Genomic DNA, 23,172 nt, shown 5'->3' with positions numbered 1-23,172 from the left:
GTCCCCAAGGCGCACAAGCCGGCGGATTCTGGCGTAGCTGTAGGCAATGGCGCAAGGTTGTGTAGCCTGGGAGAGTTTCTGCAGGTGTCTGTTAAACAACTGTGTTTAACATCAAAAGATCGCAGCCTTCGGCAGCTCCTACAGGGGGAACGCGAATTCTGTGTAGGAGCTGCCGAAGGCTGCGATCTTTTGATCTGTGTCCTTTAAAACTGGTAGCCCACGCCCGCGTAATACCCCCAGCCATTCGAGCGCGCACGGAAGTTGCCGTCGCCAAAATTCAGCTCACTGCCGTCTTCCCAATTGCCGCCATTGTGGAAATACCGGCCCACCAGCGTGAAGCGCAAATGCGTGAACGAGTACAGCAACACGTTGGTCGCCACCGTCGCATTGGCGGTGCGGGCGGGATTGTCTTTGTGGATGTCGGAGCCGAAGTCGAAGTTGGTGAAGCCGATGTAGGTCAGTGAGGCGCCGTTGCTGAATTTGTCGATGGGCACGATGTATTTGAGTTGGGCGCGGTAGCCGTCCCAGGAATATTCGTTGCTCGCGCCGTAGTTTTCCCACTGGTAACGGCCGTAGAGGTTGGCCGACAGGTTGACCCGCGAGTACGTGTCGATGTCGGTGCCGAAGCCGCTGTAGAGGGTGTTGGCGCGGTTTTCCTTGCGGCTGCCGTGGTCGTAGATCCAGTCGAACGCGACGTACCATTCCTTGAACGGGCCGATGGCCAGGCTGCGCCCGGCGAGGTAGTCGATGGAGATGCGCGGTTCGTGTTCCATGAACAGCGGCGAGCCGTGATCCCACACGCCTTTGTCGTGGCTGTTGCCGATGTTGAAGATCTTCGGGATGTCGACGTAGCCGTACAGTTCGAACGGGCCTTTGCGGCCGAAGTACTCGTATTCCAGATAAATGTCGTCAGCCGGTTGCGGGCCGAAGCTGATGTCTTTGCTGCCAATCAGCATCAGGTCCTGGTTGTACCAGTCCGACAGGTACGCGCCTTTTTTCGGTGGGCTCGCTTCCGGGCTGAGGGCTTCGCCTTGAGCGGATTCTTCTGGCAGAACGGGCTGAGCAGGTTGCGCGAAAGCGCTGTGGCTGAGAAGTCCGGTAACGCCGGTCAGTAGCAAGGAAACAGTCAGCGTGCGCGCAAACGAAGCGCGAAGGGGGAGTGCGGCGTGCATTCAAAGTCCTTTTTTGCAGATCAAGGCCCGGCGTTCTGCGGGTCTGTAGGGTTTTGTTACGAAAATGCCGTGATTGACGCTGCGCAAACGTTTGCACAAGGCGTACCAATTATTTCAACAGGCTGAAATATTGGGGGTTTTACGGGTTTTTCTGATGGATCGGTCAACTGAGGGACACGCCACAAATTCATGCTTGGGAAGAACCCTGTGGTGAGGGGATTTATCCCCGACGGGGCGCGCAGCGGCCCCAAAAAGCCAAGGCCTGCTGCGCAGTCCATCGGGGATAAATCCCCTCACCACAAAGGCCATCCCACAGGTTTTGCATCGGCCTCAAGAGCCGTGAGTACGGGTCAAAAGGCTTATTCCAGACTGCTCTAGCACCAAAGTATTAATGCCATTTAACCAAGGCCCCATTGCAGGGCATCAACTAGCGTGTGTCAGGAATAGAACGGTTTTGTAATGACCGTCGCAGTCTTGATTCGCGTGTCGAATAAGCCGCTGCTTGTCCACGCCGTCAAGGAAGAATCTGGCCATACAAGGAGTAGCCCGTGGAAGCAAGGTTTGGTGTCGCCCTCGTCTCGCGTTTTTCCCCTCTTTCCCTTGCTGTGCATTTGAGCGTCGCCGGACTGTTGTTCGGCGGGGTGAGCGCTCCTGCGCTCGCCACGTGCTCCACGGCCGGTTCGACCGTGACTTGTACGGGCGTGCCGTCACTGCCGCTGTTTCTGAATAACTTCTCTAGCGCCACCAGCGGTTTGACGGTCAACGTCAACAGCGGGGCGCAGATGAACGCGACCCTCGGCGGCCACGTGATGGACCTGACCGGGGTGAATATTTCCCTGAACAACTCCGGCACGATCGACCCGGCGCTGCTGGGTCTGGTCTCGGTGTTGAGCGGTGGTGCGTTTATTGGCACCGGCGCGACGAGTACGGTCAGTGTGCTCAACAATGCCAGCGGCATCATGCGTGGCACGGGGATGCTGCTCGGGCTCAACCTGACCAGCATCGACGGCCTGGCGATTGGCGTGAACAATGCGGCGGCTGGCACCACCAGTATCACCAACAACGGCACGATTACCTCGACCGGTTTGTCGATCGGCGGCATCACCTTGGCCGATACGCCAGTGGTCGGCGTCTATGGTGGTTCGCAAGTCAACATGACCAACAGCAACACCGGCGTCATCAACGGCCGGATCGCATTCGAAACCTCGGCGGCGGGCAACACTTTCACCAACGCCGGTGCGATTACCGGCGGCGTGTCGATGGGGGCGGCGAGCACCAACACCTTCACGGCAGTGACCGGATCTTCGGTGCAGGTGGGTGACGGTGTGCAGATCAGCGTCGGTCTCGGCGGTTTGATCGGCATCAACCTTACCTTCGCGCCAACCGGCACGGTCGATGGCGGCGCGGGCGGCACCAACAGCCTGATCCTGCAAAACCCGGCCGGCGTCGGCGGCGGTATTACCGGGACTGGCACGGCATCGAGCGCCACCTACGTCAACTTCAACAATCTGACGATCAACAGCGGCACCTGGACGTTGCAGGGGCCATTAGTCAGCGGCGCAACCACGCTCAATGGCGGTATCGCGAACTTCAATAACAACGCCACCTTCGGCAGCGGTGTGCTCACCTCCAATGGCGGGATTCTGCAGGCCAGCAATGCCGGGTTGAATATCAGCAATCTGATTTCCCTCGGTGCTGGCGGCGTCACGGTACAAGGCGGCAATGCCACCACCCTGAGCGGGGTGATTTCCGGCAGCGGTGGTTTCACCAAGGCCGGTACCGGCCAACTTAACCTCGGCGCCGCCAACACCTATCTGGGCAACACCACGCTCAATGGCGGCACGGTGCAAGTCAGCAATAATCTGGCATTCAGTGCCGGCACCCTCAACGTCACCGGCGCGACAACCCTGAGCGCACCGGGCACGATCAGCCTGGCCAACGCCATCAGCCTCGGCGGCACATTGACCGCCGGTGGCACCGGTGCGCTGACCCTCGGTGGCTTGATCAGCGGCAGCAGCGGCTTGACCAAAACCGGCACCGGCAGCCTGACCCTCAGCGGCGCCAACGCTGGTTTCACCGGCACCACCACCCTCAGCGCCGGCAGCCTGCTGGTGACCAACAACAACTCGCTGGGCAGCGGTGCGCTGAACACTGCCGCCGGCACCAGCCTCGACAGCACCGCCAACGTCACGCTGGCCAATAACATCGGCATGACCGGCGCGCTCAACGTGCTCGGCAGCAATGCCTTGACCCTCGGCGGCGTGTTGAGCGGAGCCGGCGGCATCACCAAATCCGGGACTGCCAGCCTGACCCTGACTGGCAACAACACCAACAGCGGCAACACGCTGCTCAATGCCGGCAGCCTGTTCGTTGGCAGCAACACCGCGCTGGGCACCGGCGCCCTGAACGCGGCGGCAGGCACTGTGCTGGATGCGACCGCCGCGGTGACACTGGCCAATGCCGTCGCCCTGGCAGGCGGCGTGACCATCGGCGGCACCCAGGCATTAGGCTTGAGCGGAGTCGTCAGCGGCGCCGGCAACTTGATCAAGAACGGCACCGCCAACCTCAGCCTCAGCGGCAACAACACCTTCTCCGGCGGCACCGCGCTCAACGCCGGCACGTTGATTGTCGGCTCCAACACCGCGCTGGGCACCGGCGCGTTGACCACCGCAGCGGGCACTACGCTGGATGCCAGCACCGCAGTCGCGCTGACCAACGCAGTTTCGCTGGGCGGCAATTTGAACGTCGGCGGCAGCGCCAATCTGACCCTCGGCGGCATCGTCAGCGGCAGTGGCGGGCTGACCAAAAACGGCGCGGCCAACCTCATTCTCAACGGTGCCAACACCTTCCTCGGTGCCATTGCGCTGAACGCCGGCACGATTACCGCAGGCGCCAACGCGGCGCTGGGCAGCGGCAATATCACCGTTGGCGGCGTAGCCACACTCGACAGCAATGCAGCGGTAACGCTGAACAATGCGATCACTCTCAACAACAGCCTGGGGATCGGTGGCAGCAACGCGTTGACCCTCGGCGGCGTGATCAGCGGCGCCAGCCAACTGGTGAAAAACGGCGCCGCGAATCTCACGCTTAACGGCAGCAACACCTACAGCGGCGGCACCACGCTGAATGCTGGCAGCCTGACCGTCGGCAACGGTGCAGCACTGGGCACGGGCGCCTTGTCGGTGGAAGGTGCGGGCACGCTCAACAGCAGCGCTGCCGCCACCCTGAACAACAACGTTATTCTCAACGCCAACCTCACCGCTGGCGGCGCCAACGCGCTGACCCTCGGCGGGGTGATCAGTGGCAGCAACGGTCTGATCAAAACCGGCGCTTCGAGCCTGACCCTCAACGGCAATAACACTTACACCGGCACCACGGCACTGAACGCCGGCTCGCTGATCGTCGGCTCCAGCACCGCCCTCGGCACCGGCACACTGAACGCCTCGAACGGCACCACCCTCGATGCCAGCGCCGCCGCGACCCTGGCCAACAACGTCAACCTCGCCGGCACCTTGACCCTGGGCGGCAGCAATGCGCTGACCCTCGGCGGCGTGGTCGCCGGTATCGGTGGACTGACCAAGAACGGCGCTGCCGACCTGATCCTCAACGGCGCCAACACTTATTTTGGCAACACGGCGCTGAACACCGGCAAACTGACCGTCGGCACTAACACCGCGCTGGGTTCTGGCACGTTGAACGCGGCGGCCAACACCACGCTGGATGCCAACACCGCCGTCAGCCTCAACAACGCGGTGGCGCTCGCTGGTGCCTTGAACATCGGCGGCACAGCGAATATCACCCTGACCGGCCTGGTCAGCGGCGCCGGCAGTCTGGTGAAAGACGGTGCGGCCAATCTGATTCTCAACGCCGCCAACAACTACCTCGGCGGCACCACGCTGAATGCCGGCACCTTGACCGTCGGCAACAGTTCTGCATTGGGTTCTGGCCCATTGACTGTCGCAGGAGCGGCGACACTCGACAGCAACTCCCCGCTGGTCAGCCTCAACAACGCGGTTGCTTTGAATGCTGCGCTGACGGTTGGCGGCACGCAGAACCTGACCCTCGGCGGCGTCACCAGCGGTGCCGGCCAACTGATCAAAAACGGCACGGCCAATTTGACCGTCAACGGCAACAACACCTTCAGCGGCGGCACCACTCTGAATGGCGGCACGCTGACCCTGGGCAATGCCAGCGGTCTGGGCAGCGGCGCCCTGATCGTCGGCGGCGCGGCGACGCTGGATAACAGCGCCTCGTTCGGCATCGGCAACGCGATCACGTTGAACGCCGGGCTGACGGTTGCCGGCAACAACGATTTGAGCCTGAACGGCATCATCGACGGCGCCGGCAGCCTGACCAAAAACGGTCTGTCGGATCTGACCCTCGCTGGAAGCAACACCTTTACTGGTGCGCTGAATATCGTGTCCGGTAGCGTCACCACGCTCAATACCAATGCGCTGGGCAGCACTTCCGGCGTCAACATCAGCGCCGGCGCCGGGCTGAATCTGGGCAGTGATGCCAGCCTCGGCGCGCTGACCGGTAGCGGCAGTGTGCAACTGACCGGCAGTAACACCCTGACCGTTGGCGCCGGCAACGTCACCAGCACGTTCGACGGCGATCTCAGCGGTAGCGGCGGCCTGGTCAAAGTCGGCACCGGCACCTTGAACCTCACCGGGATCAACGGCATTACCGGCAACACCGCGATCGATGGCGGCATCGTCGATCTCAGCGGTTCGCTGGGCAGTGCACAGGTCAACGTCAACACCGGTGGCACGCTCACCGGCACTGGTTCAGCGCTTGGTAGCGTCAACGTCAACAGCGGCGGTCATCTGGCGTTGTCGTCGGGCAACCAGCTGTCCGCCGGGGCGCTGACCCTCGCGGCTGGCAGCAATGTCGATGTAGCGCTAGGCACACCGTCGACCACGTCGCTGATGAACGTCGGCGGCAACCTCTCCCTCGACGGCAATCTCAATGTTACTGACGCGGGTGGTTTCGGTGTCGGCGTGTATCGCCTGTTCAACTACACCGGCGCCCTGACCAATTTGGGTCTGGATGTCGCCAGCGTGCCGGTCGGTTACGGCCTCGGCGACCTGGTAGTGCAGACTGGCGTGGCCAATCAGATCAATATTCAGGTGTCGGCGCCGAATTCCAATATCCGCTACTGGGACGGCAGTCAGACCATCGCCAACGGTGTGGTCGACGGCGGCAGCGGTACGTGGAATGCGGTCGGCACCAACTGGACCGACGCCAACGGTTTGGTCAACCAGCCATGGGCCGGCGACTTCGCGGTGTTCCAGGGCAACGCCGGCACCGTCACGGTCAACGGCACGCAAGCGTTCACCGGCATGCAATTCCTCACCGATGGCTACAACGTGGTCAACGGTGCGGCGGGGCAACTCACCGCTGTCAACGGCACTGGCGGCACCACTTCGTTGCGCGTCGATCCGGGTGTGACCGCGACCATCAATGCCAATATCGACGGCAGCGGCATCCTCAACAAACTCGACGCCGGCACGCTGGTGCTGGGCGGTGCCAACACTTATACCGGCGGCACGCAACTGGACGGCGGCAAAATTATTGTCGGCAGCAACACCGCGCTGGGTACCGGTACATTGACGGCGAATGCCGGCACGCAACTGGACAGCAACGCAGCCGTGACGCTGGCCAACGCTGCGACACTGAATGGCAACCTCACCGTGGTTGGCAGCAATGCGTTGACCCTCAATGGCGTGATTGGCGGTACTGGCGGCCTGATCAAAACCGGCACAGCGAACCTGACCCTTGGCGGCAACAACGCCTTCCTCGGGCCGGTCGCGCTGAACGCTGGCGGGCTGATTCTGGCGTCGAACTCGGCGCTCGGTTCCGGCACTTTGAATGCGGCGGGCGGTACCACGCTGGATGCGAGCACGGCAGTGTCGCTGAACAACGCGGTCAACCTGGCCGGCAATCTCGGCATCGTCGGCACGGCGGATCTGACGCTGGCCGGCACGGTCAACGGCGCGGGCAGTCTGAGCAAAAACGGCGCGTCGAACCTGACCCTCAGCGGCAACAACAACTTCCTCGGCGGCACCACTCTCAATGCCGGCACCCTGACCGCCGGCAGCAACTCGGCGCTGGGTCTGGGCAACCTCACGGTCGCCGGCGCTTCGGCGCTGGACAGCAACAGCGCGCTGAGCCTGGGCAATAACGTTGTGCTCAACGCCAACCTGAGTAATACCGGCAGCAACAACCTGACCCTTGCTGGCGTCGTCAGCGGTGCGGGCGGCTTGATCAAGAACGGCGCGTCGAACCTGACCCTTAACGGCATCAATACTTACTCCGGCGGCACCACGCTGAATGCCGGTACGCTGACCCTTGGCACTGGCGGCTCTCTGGGCAGCGGCGCGCTGACCGTGGCCGGCGCTTCGACCCTCGACAACTCGGCGCCACTGGTGCTGGCCAACAACCTCAACGTCAATGCGAATCTGGCTCTGGCCGGTAACAACAACCTGACCCTCGGCGGCGTGATTGCCGGCGCCGGCACGCTGACCAAAAACGGTCTGGCCGACGTGACTTTGAGCGGCAACAACACCTTCAGCGGCACCTTCGATGTGGCATCCGGCAGCCTGACCACGCTGAGTGGTGCGGCGCTGGGCAACAACGCCACGGTCAATCTCGCGGGTGGCGCGGCGCTGAATCTCGGTGCTTCGGGCAGCCTTGCCAGCCTCACCGGCAGCGGCACTGCGTTGATCGGCACCGGCAATACGCTGAGCCTCGGCGGCAACAACGTCAGCAGCACCTTCGCCGGCATCCTCAGCGGTGATGGCGGGCTGAGCAAACTCGGCACCGGCACGTTGACCCTCAGCGGCATCAGCGACCTGACCGGCGACACCAACGTCAACGCCGGTACCTTGCAGGTCGACGGTTCGCTGGCCAGTGGCAATGTGCTGGTCAACAACGGCGGCACCCTCGGCGGCAGCGGCACCTTGACCGGAGCCGTGACGGTGGCCGATGGCGGTCATCTGGCAGGCGCAACCGGCAGCACTCTGAACGTCGGTTCGCTGGTGCTCAACGGCAACTCCAACTTCGACGTCGGCCTCGGCACACCGGTCTCTGGCGGTGGCAATGCGCTGGTCAATGTCGGCGGCAACCTGACCCTCGACGGCGCACTCAACGTCAGCGACATCGGTGGTTTCGGCAGCGGCGTGTATCGCCTGATCGACTACACCGGCGGCCTGACCGATAACGGCATGCTGATCGGCACCGTGCCGGGCAGCGTCACCCCCGGCGATTTGACCCTGCAAACCGCGCTGGCCAACCAGATCAATCTGCTGGTGACCGCGCCGGGCGTCACCGTGCAGTTCTGGGACGGTAATCAATTGATTGCCAACGGTTCGGTCGAAGGAGGCAGCGGTACTTGGGGCACTGGCACCACCAACTGGACGGACGTCAACGGCACGACCAATCAGGCCTGGACCAGCAACTTCGCAGTGTTCCAAGGCGCGGCGGGCACAGTTACGGTCAACGGCGCGCAAACCGTAACCGGGCTGCAATTTGTCACCGACGGCTACAGCCTGCAAAACGGCACGGCCGGTTCGCTGAACCTGGTCAACGGCTCCTTGGGTGACGCCACTGTGCGTGTTGACCCGAACGCCACCGCGACCATCGGCGTAGCGCTCAACGGCGCCGGCACGCTGGGTAAATACGACACCGGTACGCTGGTGCTCAACGCGGCCAACGGTTACACCGGCGGCACGGCGCTAAACGGCGGCAAGATTGTCGTGGGCAACGATGCAGCGCTCGGCACGGGCGTATTGACCGCCGCCGACGGCACTGCGCTGGACAGCAACGCGGACATCAGCCTCGCCAACGATGTGCTGCTCAACGGTGGCTTGAACATCGCAGGCTCTAATGCCTTGACCCTCGACGGCGATGTCAGCGGCAGCGGCAGTCTGATCAAGGCTGGCGCGTCGAGCCTGACCCTCAACGGCAACAACACTTACAGCGGCGGTACTCAGCTCGCTGGCGGTTCGCTGGTGTTGAGCAACAACAGCGCCATCAGCAGTGGTGCGTTGAGCGTGACCGGTAACGGCAGCCTCGACAGCAGTTGGGCGTTACAACTGGCCAATGCGATCAACCTCGGTGCGCAACTGACCCTGGCCGGCAACCAGGACACCACGCTGTTCGGCGCGATCACCGGCACCGGCAGTCTGGTGAAAAACGGCACGGCTGATCTGACGCTCAGCGGCGCCAACACTTACAGCGGTGGCACCACGTTGAACGGCGGCAACACCTTCGGCGACACCAGCAGCCTGCAAGGCGCGATCGTCAACAACGCGACGCTGACCTTCGAACAAAACGCCGATGGCAGCTACACCGGCAACCTCACCGGCACCGGCACGCTGAACAAAACCGGCACCGGCCAATTGCTCCTGACCGGCAACAACGGCTTCACCGGCAACACCTCGGTGCAGGCGGGCAACCTGAGCGTCAATGGCGTGCTCAACAGTGCCAACGTCGCAGTGGCCAGCGGTGCCAGTCTCGGCGGTAGCGGGACGCTCGCCGGCAACGTGCAACTGGCCGATGGCGCAACGTTGCTCGGTGGCGGCACGGCGGCGCCATTGTCGGTCGGCGCCCTGACCTTGTCCTCGGGCACCAACCTGGACTTCAGTCTTGGCGCTGCGGCGAGTTCGACCACTGTGGTCAATGTCGCCGGCAACCTGACCCTCGACGGTACGCTGAACATCAGTAACGCCGGCGGCTTTGGCACCGGCGTCTATCAATTGTTCAGCTACGGCGGCAGCCTGACCGATAACGGTCTGGTCTATGGCAGCCTGCCGGTGCCGGTCGACAACTTGACGCTGCAAACCGCGATTGCCAACCAGATCAACCTGCTGGTGCAAAATGCCCCGGGTGAAGTGCAGTTCTGGAACGGCGGTAAAACCAATCCGGACGGCACCATCGGTGGCGGCAGCGGGGTGTGGGGCCCGGACACCAACTGGACTGACCCGACCGGTACTCAGGCGCAAGGTTCGACCGGTCAATTCGCGGTGTTTGGCGGCACGGGTGGCACGGTCACCGTGGTCGGCAACCAGCAATTCACCGGCATTCAGTTCCTTGCCAACGGCTACAACCTGACACCGGGTGCGGGCGGTACGCTGACCCCGGTCAACGGTGCCGACGGCAGCCTCGCACCGGTGCGGGTCAATGCCGGGGCGAGCACCGAAATCGCCGTGCCGCTAGTGGGCACCGGGGGTATCGAGAAACTGGATTCCGGCACGTTGATTCTCAGTGGCGCGAATACTTACAGCGGTGGCACCACCATCAGCGGCGGTACGCTGATTGGTAACACCACCAGCCTGCAAGGCAACATCCTCGACAACGCTGCCCTGGTGTTCCAACAGAATGTTAATGGCGCTTTCAACGGTACGCTCAGCGGCACCGGATCAATTGCCAAGCGTGGTGACGGCACGCTGTTGTTGACCGGTGATCAACCATTCAGCGGCACGGTGTCTGTGGATCAAGGCGTCCTGCAAGTCGGCACCCGTTCTTCTCGCGGTTCGCTGGGCGGGCAGGTGACGGTGGCCAATGGTGCAGGGTTGAGCGGCAACGGCAGCGTCGGTTCAGTCGTCAACCACGGTGTAGTGGCGTCGGGCGGCGAGGCGGGCAATCTGAGTGTTGCCGGCAACCTGACCAACGCCGCAGACGGTGTGCTGGCCCTGACGGTCAACTCGCCAACCGCCACGCCGTTGGCTGTCGGCGGCACGGCGGCGCTGGCCGGAGGTCTGCAAGTGACAGCATTGGCGCCGTTCACGGGCGCCACCACTTACACGCTGATCACGGCGGGCGGTGGTGTCACTGGCACCTTCAGCGCAGCGGATCTGCCGCAATACGCCTTCCTCAGTACCGCGCTGGTGTATGACGCCAATGCGGTGAACCTGGCGGTCAGCCGCAACGGCAACTCGTTTGCCGATGTCGCCGCCACCGGCAACCAAAGTCGTACTGCTACCGCGCTGGACAACAATGGCCCGGCCGGCGCCGAGTTGCAGAACCAGATCATCAACCTCAGCGTGGCCGGTGCGCGCAATGCCTTCGACAGTCTGTCCGGGGAGATTCATGCCAGCACCGCCAGCGCGATGCTTGAGGATTCACGTTACGTGCGCGAGGCGGTCAACGATCGCATGCGCCAACCGTCGTGCAGCGCTGCGGATGATCCACGCCGCGCGCTGGCGCCAAGTGACAACCAACTGAGCAGCAACGGTTGCCACGGCGAAATGGTCGGCTGGGCGCGCGCACTCGGCGCCTGGGGTGAATCGGATGGCGACAGCAACAGCGCCAGCCTCGATCGCAACCTCAGCGGCTTCATGCTCGGCACCGACAAGCAACTCGACGATGCGTGGCGCGTGGGCATGGCGGCCGGTTACACCCGCAGCGACCTCGATGCGCATGATCGTCGCTCGGATGCCACGGTCGAAAGCTACCACCTGGCGGCGTACCTCAACTCGCAGTTCGATGCACTGGCGGTGCGCCTCGGCGCGGCGTACAGCTGGCACGACATCGAGACCAAACGCGACGTCAGCGTCGGCAGCTACAACGATCGTCTGGAAGCCAACTACGACGCGCGCACTGCGCAGGTGTTCGGTGAAGTCGGTTACACCGTCGAAGCGGCCGGCATCGCGCTGGAGCCGTTCGCCGGTCTGGCATACGTCAACTACGACAGCGACAAGGCCAAGGAAAAAGGCGGAGTAGGGCGTCTGAAGGCGGAAGCCGATCAGGACATCACCTTCTCCACCCTCGGCCTGCGCGCCGGCAAAGTCATCACCCTGGCCAACGGCGGACAATTCACCCCGCGCGCGGCCATCGGCTGGCGCCATGCCTTCGGCGACACCAAACCGGACGCCGACCTGACCTTCATCGACGGCGGCGCCTCGTTCAGCACCCAAGGCGTGCCCATCGCCAAGGACAGCGCGATCGTCGAAGCGGGCGTCGACTTCCAGATCAGCCCGACCGGCAAACTGGGCATTGGTTATTCGGGGCAACTGTCGAATGACAACAATGACCATGCGATGACGGTGAGCTTTAGTCTGGGTTTCTGATTAGGGTTGAAGCACCTGTTTAACCGCCCGCAAGGGCGGTTTTTTTTGCTTTGCGCGATGGGCTGACCAAGTTGTTTTGGTGATGATGTCGTTGGATATGAAGAACTACTGCATATATAAACACCCTGTAAGATCTGACAGTTGTGGTAGATGTCGGAATGGTTTTAGATAACTCCAGTTGTCCCGGTGGTTAATATAAATGGAGTTTTATTATGATCCGAAATCAAAATGGCGCAAACACGAATATTTCCATTTCAGTACCAGTCATGGGGCTGGTGATGGCAACTGTTTTTTATTCGGCCTCCAGTAGTGCGGATGTAGATAATCAGTTATTCAAGCTTGAGCCCGCTATGGAGCGAACGACGATGCAAGCCAGCGCCAGGGGCAAGCTGGCGGAGTTACTTGCTGCCCCCACTAGCGCTGATGTGCGACTGGTAAAGGTCAATCCCTCATTGGTCGCCTCAGGAACTCAAGAGGTTAGTATTCCACTCACAGATGATAAGAGTGTTTCTTATCATCTGAATAAATTTGAAAAGTCGGACAAGGGTCTGGATGTCTGGATAGGTGAGGTTCCGTCTGATCGAAAAAAACGGTTTCCATCTGACGAAGAGGTTGATCTTGATTCTTTAAATTCAGCAACGATCGTGCGTGATGGTGATGAACTCTACGGGACGCTGCGGGTGGCGGGCCAGATTTATACTCTTGAAAAAGTGGAAAATGGACAGCATGTGTTGGTGAAGGTGGACGAGTCGAAATTTGCACCTGAAGGCGAACCCATTGTCTTGAAAGGAGTCGTTGAGCCAGCACAGCCTTTGGGTGCTTCACCAGATACCACGGGCCCCATACGTGTTTTGATTGTGACCACTGTCCAATCCAGAGGTCTTAGCGAGGCTGAAATTGCCAATGCTTTTTCTTTGGCGAATCAAGCTAATGCTGCAACCGGTATTCAAGGTACATTCCAGTATGCGGGGCGATATAACTCTAATTATAATGAGACGGGTGATTCACGCAACGACCTGGGTAACTTAAAGAACGTAAATCACGCTGGGCTAGGTGTGCCAACAACGCAAGCGCGAAATGCGAATCGTGCTGATATGGTCGCTTTGATCACGCAAAACGCAAAAGATGTCTGCGGTATAGCTTTTGCTGGTGTTGCTGTTGATCGGACAGGTGTGTTTTCTTTAACGAATAGAAGTTGCATTTCTAATTACACGTTTCACCATGAGTTGGGACATAATATGGGGGGTTATCATAATTGGGAGCCGGGTGCTCCTGTATCGGATCCATCGTATGCGAACGGGTATCGTATTCCCGGAAAGTTCAGAACCATTATGTCTTATGCGTGCACTACTCAGGCGTGTTCACAGATTAATCAATGGTCAAGTCCGCGTGTTACCTACCAGGGCGTTCCACTGGGGACAGAGCAATATCATGATGTTGCTCGTCGGGTACATGAGCGTTGGGCAACGGTACGGGATTTTTATCCTTGACTTGGGAAGTTGTTTTTTAGTCATAAGTTTGCAGTCTTGCATTCTTGCGAACTGATGTGCGCAGCCTTCCGGCGCGGCCATCGGCTGGCGCCATGCCTTCGGCGACACCAAACCCGACGCTGACCTGACCTTCATCGACGGCGGCGCCTCGTTCAGCACCCAAGGCGTGCCGATCGCCAAGGACAGCGCGATCGTCGAAGCGGGCGTCGACTTCCAGATCAGCCCGACCGGCAAACTGGGCATTGGTTATTCGGGGCAACTGTCGAATGACAACAATGACCACGCGATGACGGTGAGCTTTAGTCTGGGTTTCTGATTAGGGTTGAAGCACCTGTTTAACCGCCCGCAAGGGCGGTTTTTTTTTGCTTTGCGCGATGGGCTGACCAAGTTGTTTTGGTGATGATGTCGTTGGATATGAAGAACTACTGCATATATAAACACCCTGTAAGATCTGACAGTTGTGGTAGATGTCGGAATGGTTTTAGATAACTCCAGTTGTCCCGGTGGTTAATATAAATGGAGTTTTATTATGATCCGAAATCAAAATGGCGCAAACACGAATATTTCCATTTCAGTACCAGTAATGGGGCTGGTGATGGCAACTGTTTTTTATTCGGCCTCCAGTAGTGCGGATGTAGATAATCAGTTATTCAAGCTTGAGCCCGCTATGGAGCGAACGACGATGCAAGCCCGCGCTACGGGCAAGCTGGCGGAGTTACTTGCTGCCTCTACGAGCGCTGAAGTGCGACTGGTAAAGGTCAATCCCTCATTGGTCGCCTCAGGAACTCAAGAGGTTAGTATTCCACTCACAGACGATAATACTGTTTCTTATCATCTGAATAAATTTGAAAAGTCGGATAAAGGGCTGGATGTCTGGATAGGTGAAGTTCCGTCTGACCGAAAAAAACGGTTTCCATCTGACGAAGAAGTTGATTTAGATTCTTTAAATTCAGCAACGATCGTGCGTGATGGTGATGAGCTCTACGGGACGCTGCGGGTGGCGGGCCAAATTTATACTCTTGAAAAAGTGGAAAATGGACAGCATGTGTTGGTGAAGGTGGACGAATCGAAATTTGCGCCTGGAGGCGAACCCATTGTCTTGAAAGGAGTCGTTGAGCCAGCAAAGTCTTTGGGTGTTTCACCAAATACAACGGGCCCCATTCGTGTTTTGATTGTAACCACTGTCCAATCCAGAGGTCTTAGCGAGGCTGAAATTGCCAATGCTTTTTCTTTGGCGAATCAAGCTAATGCAGCAACCGGTATTTACGGTACATTTGAGTATGCGGGGCGTTATAACTCAAATTATAATGAATCGGGTGCTTCGACTATTGATCTTCCTAATATTCAGAATGTAAACCATGCAACATTGGGCGGGCCAGTAGCGCAATCACGCAATGCGACGCGGGCGGATATGGTCGTGTTGATTACGGAGATTGCAAATGATGTTTGCGGTATCGGCTACATGCCAGCTAGCTTTGCATCCGCGTTCTCGTTAACGCAGAGAAAGTGTATATCCAATTACACGTTTCATCATGAGTTGGGACATAACATGGGGGTTGATCATAATTGGGAACCGGGTACTCCTGTGATGAATCCATCGTATGCGAACGGGTATCGTATTCCCGGAAAGTTCAGCACCGTTATGTCTGCTGCGTGCCCTACTCAGGCGTGTCCAAGGATTAATCAATGGTCAAATCCGCGTGCTACCTACCAGGGCGTTCCACTGGGGACAGAGCAATATCATGATGCTGCTCGTCGGGTGCATGAGCGTTGGGCAACGGTACGGGATTTTTATCCTTGACTTGGTAAGTTGTTTTTTAGTCATAAGTTTGCAGTCTTGCATTCTTGCGAACTGATGAGCGCAGCCTTCCCGCGCGGCCATCGGCTGGCGCCATGCCTTCGGCGACACCAAACCCGACGCTGACCTGACCTTCATCGACGGCGGCGCCTCGTTCAGCACCCAAGGCGTGCCGATCGCCAAGGACAGCGCGATCGTCGAAGCGGGCGTCGACTTCCAGATCAGCCCGACCGGCAAACTGGGCATTGGTTATTCGGGGCAACTGTCGAATGACAACAATGACCATGCGATGACGGTGAGCTTTAGTCTGGGATTCTGATTAGGGTTGAAGCACCTGTTTAACCGCCCGAAAGGGCGGTTTTTTTTCAAGATCAAAAGATCGCAGCCTTCGGCAGCTCCTACAGTTGGGATTTCCGTTTCCCTGTAGGAGCTGCCGAAGGCTGCGATCTTTTGATTTCTTGGCTGCCCCGTTCGGCTGTCCGCGCTCTGCTAGAATCCGCCCCATTCACTGCGAGAGATTCCCACATGAGCGAGCCGATTCGTCTGACCCAATACAGCCACGGTGCCGGTTGCGGCTGCAAGATTTCCCCGCAGGTGCTGGAGGTGATTCTCGCCGGCAGCGGTGCGCAGAACCTTGATCCGAAACTGTGGGTCGGCAATGCCTCGCGTGATGACGCGGCGGTGTACGAGATCGATGCCGAGCGCGGTGTGGTCTCGACCACTGACTTTTTCATGCCGATCGTCGACGACCCGTTCGACTTCGGCCGCATTGCCGCGACCAACGCGATCAGCGACATCTACGCGATGGGCGGCGATCCGTTGATGGCGATTGCGATCCTCGGCTGGCCGGTCAATGTGCTGGCGCCGGAAGTGGCGCGCGAAGTGATTCGTGGCGGCCGCTCGGTGTGCGACGCGGCGGGGATTCCGTTGGCGGGTGGGCATTCGATCGATGCGCCAGAGCCGATCTTCGGCCTCGCCGTCACCGGTCTGGTGGAAAAACGCCACATGAAGCGCAACGACACCGCCACTGCCGGTTGCCTGTTGTACCTGACCAAACCGCTGGGCATCGGCATCCTCACCACCGCCGAGAAGAAGGGCAAATTGCGCGCTGCTGATGTCGGCGTGGCCCGTGACTGGATGTGCACCTTGAACAAACCCGGCAGCCGCTTCGGCAAACTCGCCGGCGTTACGGCGATGACCGACGTCACCGGTTTCGGCCTGCTCGGCCACCTGGTTGAAATGGCTGACGGCAGCCAGCTCACGGCGCGCATCGCCTACGACAAGGTGCCGCGTCTGGACAGCGTCGAGTACTACCTCGATCAGGGCTGCGTGCCCGGTGGCACATTGCGCAATTTCGACAGCTATTCGAGCAAAGTCGGCCGCGTGCAGGAGCTGCACAAACGCGTGCTGTGCGACCCGCAAACCAGCGGCGGTCTGTTGATTGCCGTGACGCCTGAGGGCGATGCCGAGTTCCTTCGTGTCGCCGCCGAATTGGGTCTGAACCTGGCGCCGATCGGCGAACTGGTTGAGCGACAGACGAACGCAGTCGAGGTGATTTGATGCTCCGCGACTGCACCGACTACCACGATATTTTCCTCAACGACCGGCCGCTGATGGATGCCCGCGCGCCGGTCGAGTTTCACAAAGGCGCGTTTCCCGGCGTGATCAACTTGCCGCTGATGAACGACCTCGAACGGCAGAAGATCGGCACCTGCTACAAGCAACACGGCCAGCAGGCAGCCATCGAGTTGGGCCATCAATTGGTGTCCGGTGCGGTGAAGGCCGAGCGCATCCAGGCCTGGGCCGATTTCGCCCGGGCCCATCCTGAAGGGTATATCTATTGTTTTCGCGGTGGCCTGCGTTCGCAGATCACTCAGCAGTGGCTGCGTGATGAGGCCGGCATCGACTATCCGCGCGTCGGCGGTGGTTACAAGGCGATGCGCAACTTCCTCATCGACACCACTGAGCAAGCTATCGCGCAATGTGATTTCGTCCTGCTCGGCGGCATGACCGGCACCGGTAAAACCGAAGTGTTGCTGCAGTTGCGCAATGGTCTCGATCTGGAGGGCCACGCCAATCATCGCGGTTCGAGTTTCGGCAAACGCGCCACCGGGCAGCCATCGAACATCGATTTTGAAAACCGTCTGGCCATCGACATCCTCAAGAAGCGTGCTGCCGGGATCGAGCAGTTCGTGCTCGAGGATGAGAGCCGGGTGGTCGGCAGTTGTGCTTTGCCGCTGCCGTTGTATCAGGGCATGCAGCAGTACCCGATGGTCTGGCTGGAAGACAGTTTCGAAGATCGCGTCGAGCGGATCCTGCGCGATTACGTGGTGGATCTGTCGGCGGAATTTGTGGCGGTGCACGGGGAGGAGGGTTTTACCTTGTTCTCGGAGCGGCTGCTGGAAAGCCTGAACAACGTGCAGAAGCGTCTCGGTGGCGAGCGGCATCGGCGCTTGCTGGTGTTGATGGAGGAGGCGCTGATCGAGCAGGGGCGGAGCGGGTCGGTGGATCTGCATCGCGGCTGGATCGAAGGGATGCTGCGCGAGTATTACGACCCGATGTATGTGTTTCAGCGCGAGAAGAAGGGCGGGCGGATCGAGTTTGCCGGTGAGAGCGGGGCGGTGATTGAGTATTTGCGGGGGCGGGTGAGTCAGAAGGATTGATGTTGAATTGACTGGCCTCATCGCGAGCAGGCTCACTCCTACAGGGGGAACGCATTTCAACTGTAGGAGTGAGCCTGCTCGCGATGGGGCCGGGTCAGACAACAAATGACTCAGGTCGGACAAGTTTCCTTGCCATGATCCAGCCCCTGCTTGTAGCTATGGCTCTGCAAACTGGCCTTGCCGTTGTGCCAGGTCAACGTCAGCACATACAACGAATCGAAATCATCGCCCGACCAGTCATCGGTAATGCTTTGCTTACCGCCCACCGCGTTGCCTGCGACTTTATTGATCAGTTCCGGCAAATAACCGTGTGACCAAGCCGTGTAGATCGTCGAGTTGTGATACTTGTCGGCCGTCAGTTCGCGGGCCAGATCGCTGGTGTCATTGGCGGAAAACTCGATGTTCACCGGCAGACCGAGTTTGATCGCCGCCGGGCTGATGGTCATCAGCGGGCGAATGTAGCTGTAGGAGTTATCCAGCTCGCCTTCCTCGACATTGCGCGTCGGATTGGCGGCGAATACGTAATCGGCCTTGCCGAATTTTTCCGGGAGCAGGGTCGACAGATCGATGGCGCGGTTCAGGCCCTGGCAATTAAGCTGGCCGAGACCACCCTCGGGTTTTTCCGCGTGGCGCAGGAACACCAGGGTCTGCGTACCGTCCGCCGGTTGCGCGCGACTTTCACTGGATTCAAGCGACAGGAACAGCGCACTGACCGCCATCAACGACGGCAGGATCATGTACGCGCGATGTTTGAAATGTTTGGCGAAACGCATAAGGTTCGTCATCAAATAAAAGGTTCTTCAGCATGTCCGGTTAAGGCTGACAAACCTTTACACCGCGGGCTTCCAGCGCCGGGTGTGTTCCCTGTCGTAGTGCGCTTCCATTGCGAAAGGCTTAGCTCAGAGTCCTCTGAACCCGATTTGGTTCGATTTTCTCGAGTGCGCAGCACTCTAACGGCAACCACGAATGGCTAGGTGGAAGGTTAACGACAGAATGTTACGGTTCATGCAGGAACTGCCGCAGGCTGCGATCTTTAGATCCTGTTTGAAGGCTCAAGATCAAAAGATCGCAGCCTGCGGCAGCTCCTACATTAATATCGGGTTTCAATTTGTGACTGGATGCTTCCCATGACCGATCTGTCCGCGTTCCCGATCACCCAGAAATGGCCGGCGCAGTACCCTGACTGGATTCAGCTCTACTCCCTTCCGACCCCCAACGGCGTCAAAGTCTCGATCATGCTCGAAGAGATCGGCCTGCCTTACGAGCCGCACCGCGTGGGTTTCGACACGCAGGATCAGATGTCCCCCGAGTTCCTGTCGCTGAGCCCGAACAACAAAATCCCGGCCATCCTCGACCCTCACGGCCCGCAAGGCGAGCCACTGCCATTGTTCGAATCCGGCGCGATCCTGATCTACCTCGCCGACAAGAGTGGCCAGCTGTTGGCCCAGGAAGGCGCGCTGCGCTATGAGACTATCCAGTGGCTGATGTTCCAGATGGGCGGTATCGGGCCGATGTTCGGTCAGCTGGGTTTCTTCAATAAATTCGCCGGCAAGGATTACGAGGACAAGCGCCCGCGCGATCGTTACGTCGAAGAGAGCAAGCGTCTACTTAACGTGCTCAACGGCCGCCTCGAAGGCCGCGACTGGATCATGGGCGAGCGCTACACCATCGCTGACATCGCCACGTTCCCGTGGGTGCGTAACTTGATCGGGTTTTATGAAGCCGGAGATTTGGTGGGGATTCAGAACTTCCCGAACGTCACGCGCGTGCTGGAGAAATTCCTCGCACGCCCAGCCGTCGTCCGCGGCCTGACCATCCCCTCCTGACACTACCCCCTTGTAGGAGTGAGCCTGCTCGCGATAGCGGTGTATCAGTCGACATTACTATTGACTGATACACCGCTATCGCGAGCAGGCTCACTCCTACAGGGGATTTGCTGTGTCCTCGAGGATTATTGCGTACCCGGTAACGCTCTCTTGATTGATCCAGGTTTGTACCTCACCCTCCGCAAGGCATAAGCTTCGCCCCCTACGACTTTCGTCTCATCTGCCGTTTTTTCAGGAAAGGCCCCATGTCCAGTCAGTTCCCCGAAGCACGTCCCCGCCGTCTGCGCCGCAATGCGAGCCTGCGCAGTCTGTTCCAGGAAACCGAATTCAGCCTGAACGACCTGGTGTTGCCGATCTTCGTCGAAGAAGAAATCGACGACTTCGTGCCGATCAAAAGCATGCCCGGCGTGATGCGTATTCCCGAGCGCAAACTGGCCAGCGAGATCGAGCGCTATGCGCGCGCCGGCATCAAATCGGTGATGACCTTTGGTGTGTCGCATCATCTGGACGGCAACGGCAGCGACACCTGGCGCGAAGACGGTCTGGTTTCGCGCATGTCGCGCATCGCCAAAGACGCTGTGCCGGACATGATCGTGATGTCCGACACTTGCTTCTGCGAATACACCGATCACGGCCACTGCGGCGTGATGCACAACCATGAAGTCGACAACGACCAGACCCTGATCAACCTCGGCAAGCAAGCCGTGGCCGCGGCCAGCGCTGGCGCTGATGTGATCGCGCCATCGGCGGCGATGGACGGTCAGGTGCGGGCGATTCGTCAGGCGCTGGACGCGGCCGGTTTCACCCAGATTCCGATCATGGCCTATTCGACCAAATTCGCTTCGGCGCTGTACGGCCCGTTCCGCGAGGCCGGTGGCAGCGCGCTGAAGGGCGACCGCAAAAGCTATCAGATGAACCCGATGAACCGCCGCGAAGCACTGCGTGAATCGTTGCTCGATGAGCAGGAAGGTGCCGACGCACTGATGGTCAAACCGGCCGGTGCGTACCTGGACATCATCCGCGACATCCGCGAAGCCTCGAACCTGCCGTTGTCGGCGTATCAGGTCAGCGGCGAGTACGCGATGATCAAGTTCGGCGCGCAGGCAGGGGCGATTGATGAGGATCGTGTGGTGCGCGAAAGCCTGGGCGCGATCAAGCGTGCCGGTGCAGATCTGATCTTCACCTACTTCGCGATGGACCTGGCCCTGGCCGGGATCTAAGCAACAGCGCAAATCAAAACTGTAGGAGTGAGCCTGCTCGCGAAGGCGTTGTATCAGTCAACATTGATGTCGGCTGATACAACGCCTTCGCGAGCAGGCTCACTCCTACAGGGGATTTGTGCTGGGTCAGGAGCAATTGAGGAACGGGCGGATGCCGTGATCGCGGAAGTAGCGCTCAATCACTTTCGGATCCGCGCTGTTATCGGCAATCGCCACATAGGTATCCGGGCGCAGCAGGTAAAAGCCGTTGCGCCCCAGTCCCGCCGTTTCAAACGCCGGGCGCCAGTCGAACACATGCAGCGGCAGATGATGTTCATTGCACCAGGCGATCATCTCGTCGCTGGTGTCGCCGTACACGTGCACCTGCCAGCACGGCTGGCGCAACGGTTCGTAATTATCCCCCTCACCATCATGCGCCCACGGCAAGCGATCGCCGCCGTGCACATGGCCGGCCACGCCTTGGCTCAGCGGCATGGCGCGATAGTTGAGAGTGACTTGTGAAACCGTGCGAAAGAGGAATTCGCGACTGGCCTCGAATGAGGCCATTTTCGGGATCACGAACGGTGCCAGTCGCGTGCGCAGCAGGTCGGCGAGACGTCCCTCGGCGGTGACGAAACTGAAAACTTTGTCGGTCGTCGACACCAGTTTGCGGGCGAAGGCGATGCGTTCGGTTTCGTAAGTGTCGAGTAACTCCTGCGTGGCCGCGCCGCTGAGCACCGCCGCCAGTTTCCACGCCAGATTGATCGCATCGCCGATGCCGGTGTTCATGCCTTGCCCGCCAGCCGGGCTGTGCACGTGCGCGGCGTCGCCGAGCAGAAACGCCCGGCCACCGCGAAAGTGCTCGGCGACGCGGTGATGCACGCGATACGTGGAGAACCAGTGGACGTCTTCAACGTGGACGTTCAGGTGTTCGATGGCGCGGCTGCTGACGTCGGAAAATTCCAGCGTCTCCGCGCGCTGCGCCCGCTCATCACGTACGGTGCCGATCAACCGCGCGCGGCCTTCGCCGGCAAGTGGGAAGACCGCGAGAAAATCCGCCTCGTCGAGATCGATATGCAACTCGCCATTCATCGCCGGGCCGCTGGCCTGCACATCCGCGACGTAGAAAATCTGCTGATAAGTACCGCCGGGGAAACCGGCGTCGAGGGCTTTGCGCACCACCGAACGGGCGCCATCGCAGCCGGCCAGATAACAGGCCTGACAGATCTCCTGCTCGCCATCGGGCAGGCGTAAATGTGCGGTTAGGCCGTCGCCATTCTCGGTGAAACTCTCCAGCGTGGTGTTGCGCTCGACGGTGACGCCGTAGTCTTCGAGGCGTTCGATCAGCAATTTTTCGTGTTGATCCTGCGGGAAGATTTCGACAAATGCGTAGGGCGTCAGGCCTTCGCCGATACGGTTCAGCGGCAGCTTCGCGACGGGTTTGCCACTGACCCAGAAATTCGCCGCCGCGACCCGATGGCCGTTGCGCACGATGGTGTCGGCCAGATCCAGTTGCCGGTACAGCTCAAGTGTTCGCGCCTGCACCGCCAGTGCCCGTGAAGTGGTACCGGGGGCGGAGGTCTTGTCGATGATGCGCACGCGTACGCCGAGTTTGCTCAGCCACAGGGCCAGCACCAGACCGGTGGGGCCGGCGCCGGTGATCAATACGTCGCTGCGGTGCATGAGAGAGTCCTCTGCATGGAGTGCAGCAAGTATGGATCAGAAGGAGAGGGTGGCCAGTGGATTGGTCAGATGGTCGGTGTTCGGCTTGGGGGCTGTTGCGTGGCGTAGATCCGGGCCCCTCACCCCAGCCCTCTCCCGAGGGAGAGGGAGCCGATTTGTGGGCTTTTCAGAGTGTGCGTTCAACTCGGTGGCACACGTCGGCGTACCTCGAAAAAACACCTCCGTCAGTCCCCTCTCCCTCCGGGAGAGGGCTAGGGTGAGGGGCTTTT

At 59.9% G+C, this 23,172-nt stretch carries 10 protein-coding genes and 2 pseudogenes; 9 read left to right on the top strand and 3 right to left on the bottom strand.

Annotation, left to right across the window (positions count from 1 at the left end):
• Nucleotides 1-203: 203 nt before the first annotated feature.
• On the bottom strand, nt 204-1,172 hold the full coding sequence (locus ACIP66_RS06650; RefSeq protein WP_400646468.1) for a nucleoside-specific channel-forming protein Tsx: 969 nt from the start codon (nt 1,170-1,172) through the stop codon (nt 204-206).
• Between the two features lie 548 nt (nt 1,173-1,720).
• Between ACIP66_RS06650 and ACIP66_RS06645 the strand changes: the two genes are divergently transcribed.
• The 7 genes and pseudogenes from ACIP66_RS06645 (at nt 1,721) to mnmH (ending at nt 18,195) form a co-directional block, all read left to right on the top strand.
• The gene (locus tag ACIP66_RS06645; protein ID WP_400646465.1) at nt 1,721-12,244 is read left to right on the top strand and encodes an autotransporter-associated beta strand repeat-containing protein; all 10,524 of its coding nucleotides are present in this window, start codon (nt 1,721-1,723) and stop codon (nt 12,242-12,244) included.
• 212 nt (nt 12,245-12,456) lie between these two features.
• Complete coding sequence (locus ACIP66_RS06640) at nt 12,457-13,734, top strand: zinc-dependent metalloprotease family protein (protein WP_400646463.1); 1,278 nt, start codon at nt 12,457-12,459, stop codon at nt 13,732-13,734.
• 73 nt (nt 13,735-13,807) lie between these two features.
• A pseudogene (locus ACIP66_RS06635) lies at nt 13,808-14,050 on the top strand (autotransporter domain-containing protein); the annotation flags it as partial.
• 213 nt (nt 14,051-14,263) lie between these two features.
• Nucleotides 14,264-15,535: a zinc-dependent metalloprotease family protein gene (locus ACIP66_RS06630; protein WP_400646460.1), complete on the top strand. Its 1,272-nt coding sequence runs from the start codon at nt 14,264-14,266 to the stop codon at nt 15,533-15,535.
• Between the two features lie 70 nt (nt 15,536-15,605).
• A pseudogene (locus ACIP66_RS06625) lies at nt 15,606-15,851 on the top strand (autotransporter domain-containing protein); the annotation flags it as partial.
• Between the two features lie 206 nt (nt 15,852-16,057).
• Nucleotides 16,058-17,092 carry a selenide, water dikinase SelD gene (selD, locus tag ACIP66_RS06620; RefSeq protein WP_400646458.1) on the top strand — a complete coding sequence of 345 codons (1,035 nt, stop codon included), beginning with the start codon at nt 16,058-16,060 and terminating at the stop codon, nt 17,090-17,092.
• Nucleotides 17,092-18,195, top strand: a complete 1,104-nt coding sequence (mnmH, locus tag ACIP66_RS06615; RefSeq protein ID WP_400646455.1) for a tRNA 2-selenouridine(34) synthase MnmH — start codon at nt 17,092-17,094, stop codon at nt 18,193-18,195. The genes selD and mnmH overlap by 1 nt, the downstream gene beginning before the upstream one ends.
• Before the next feature lie 110 nt (nt 18,196-18,305).
• Here mnmH and ACIP66_RS06610 read toward each other — a convergent pair whose 3' ends face one another.
• Complete coding sequence (locus ACIP66_RS06610) at nt 18,306-18,980, bottom strand: hypothetical protein (protein ID WP_053121884.1); 675 nt, start codon at nt 18,978-18,980, stop codon at nt 18,306-18,308.
• Between the two features lie 342 nt (nt 18,981-19,322).
• On the opposite strand from ACIP66_RS06610, the gene ACIP66_RS06605 reads away from it, so the two are divergent.
• Both ACIP66_RS06605 and hemB read left to right on the top strand, forming a co-directional pair.
• Entirely contained in the window at nt 19,323-20,021 is a 699-nt protein-coding gene (locus ACIP66_RS06605) for a glutathione binding-like protein (RefSeq protein WP_212545685.1), read from the top strand.
• A gap of 245 nt (nt 20,022-20,266) precedes the next feature.
• Nucleotides 20,267-21,241 carry a porphobilinogen synthase gene (gene hemB / locus ACIP66_RS06600; protein WP_053121880.1) on the top strand — a complete coding sequence of 325 codons (975 nt, stop codon included), beginning with the start codon at nt 20,267-20,269 and terminating at the stop codon, nt 21,239-21,241.
• A 126-nt stretch (nt 21,242-21,367) separates the two neighbouring features.
• Here the strand turns inward: hemB and ACIP66_RS06595 are convergent, their stop codons facing one another.
• The gene (locus ACIP66_RS06595; protein ID WP_400646451.1) at nt 21,368-22,903 is read right to left on the bottom strand and encodes an FAD-dependent monooxygenase; all 1,536 of its coding nucleotides are present in this window, start codon (nt 22,901-22,903) and stop codon (nt 21,368-21,370) included.
• Nucleotides 22,904-23,172 lie beyond the last annotated feature (269 nt).

Origin of the sequence: Pseudomonas sp. NPDC088429 (genome assembly GCF_044753305.1) — a bacterium.
GTDB lineage: Bacteria > Pseudomonadota > Gammaproteobacteria > Pseudomonadales > Pseudomonadaceae > Aquipseudomonas > Aquipseudomonas rustica.
Note: the sequence above shows the minus strand (reverse complement) of the source record. Positions and strands in the feature narration are given on the sequence as shown.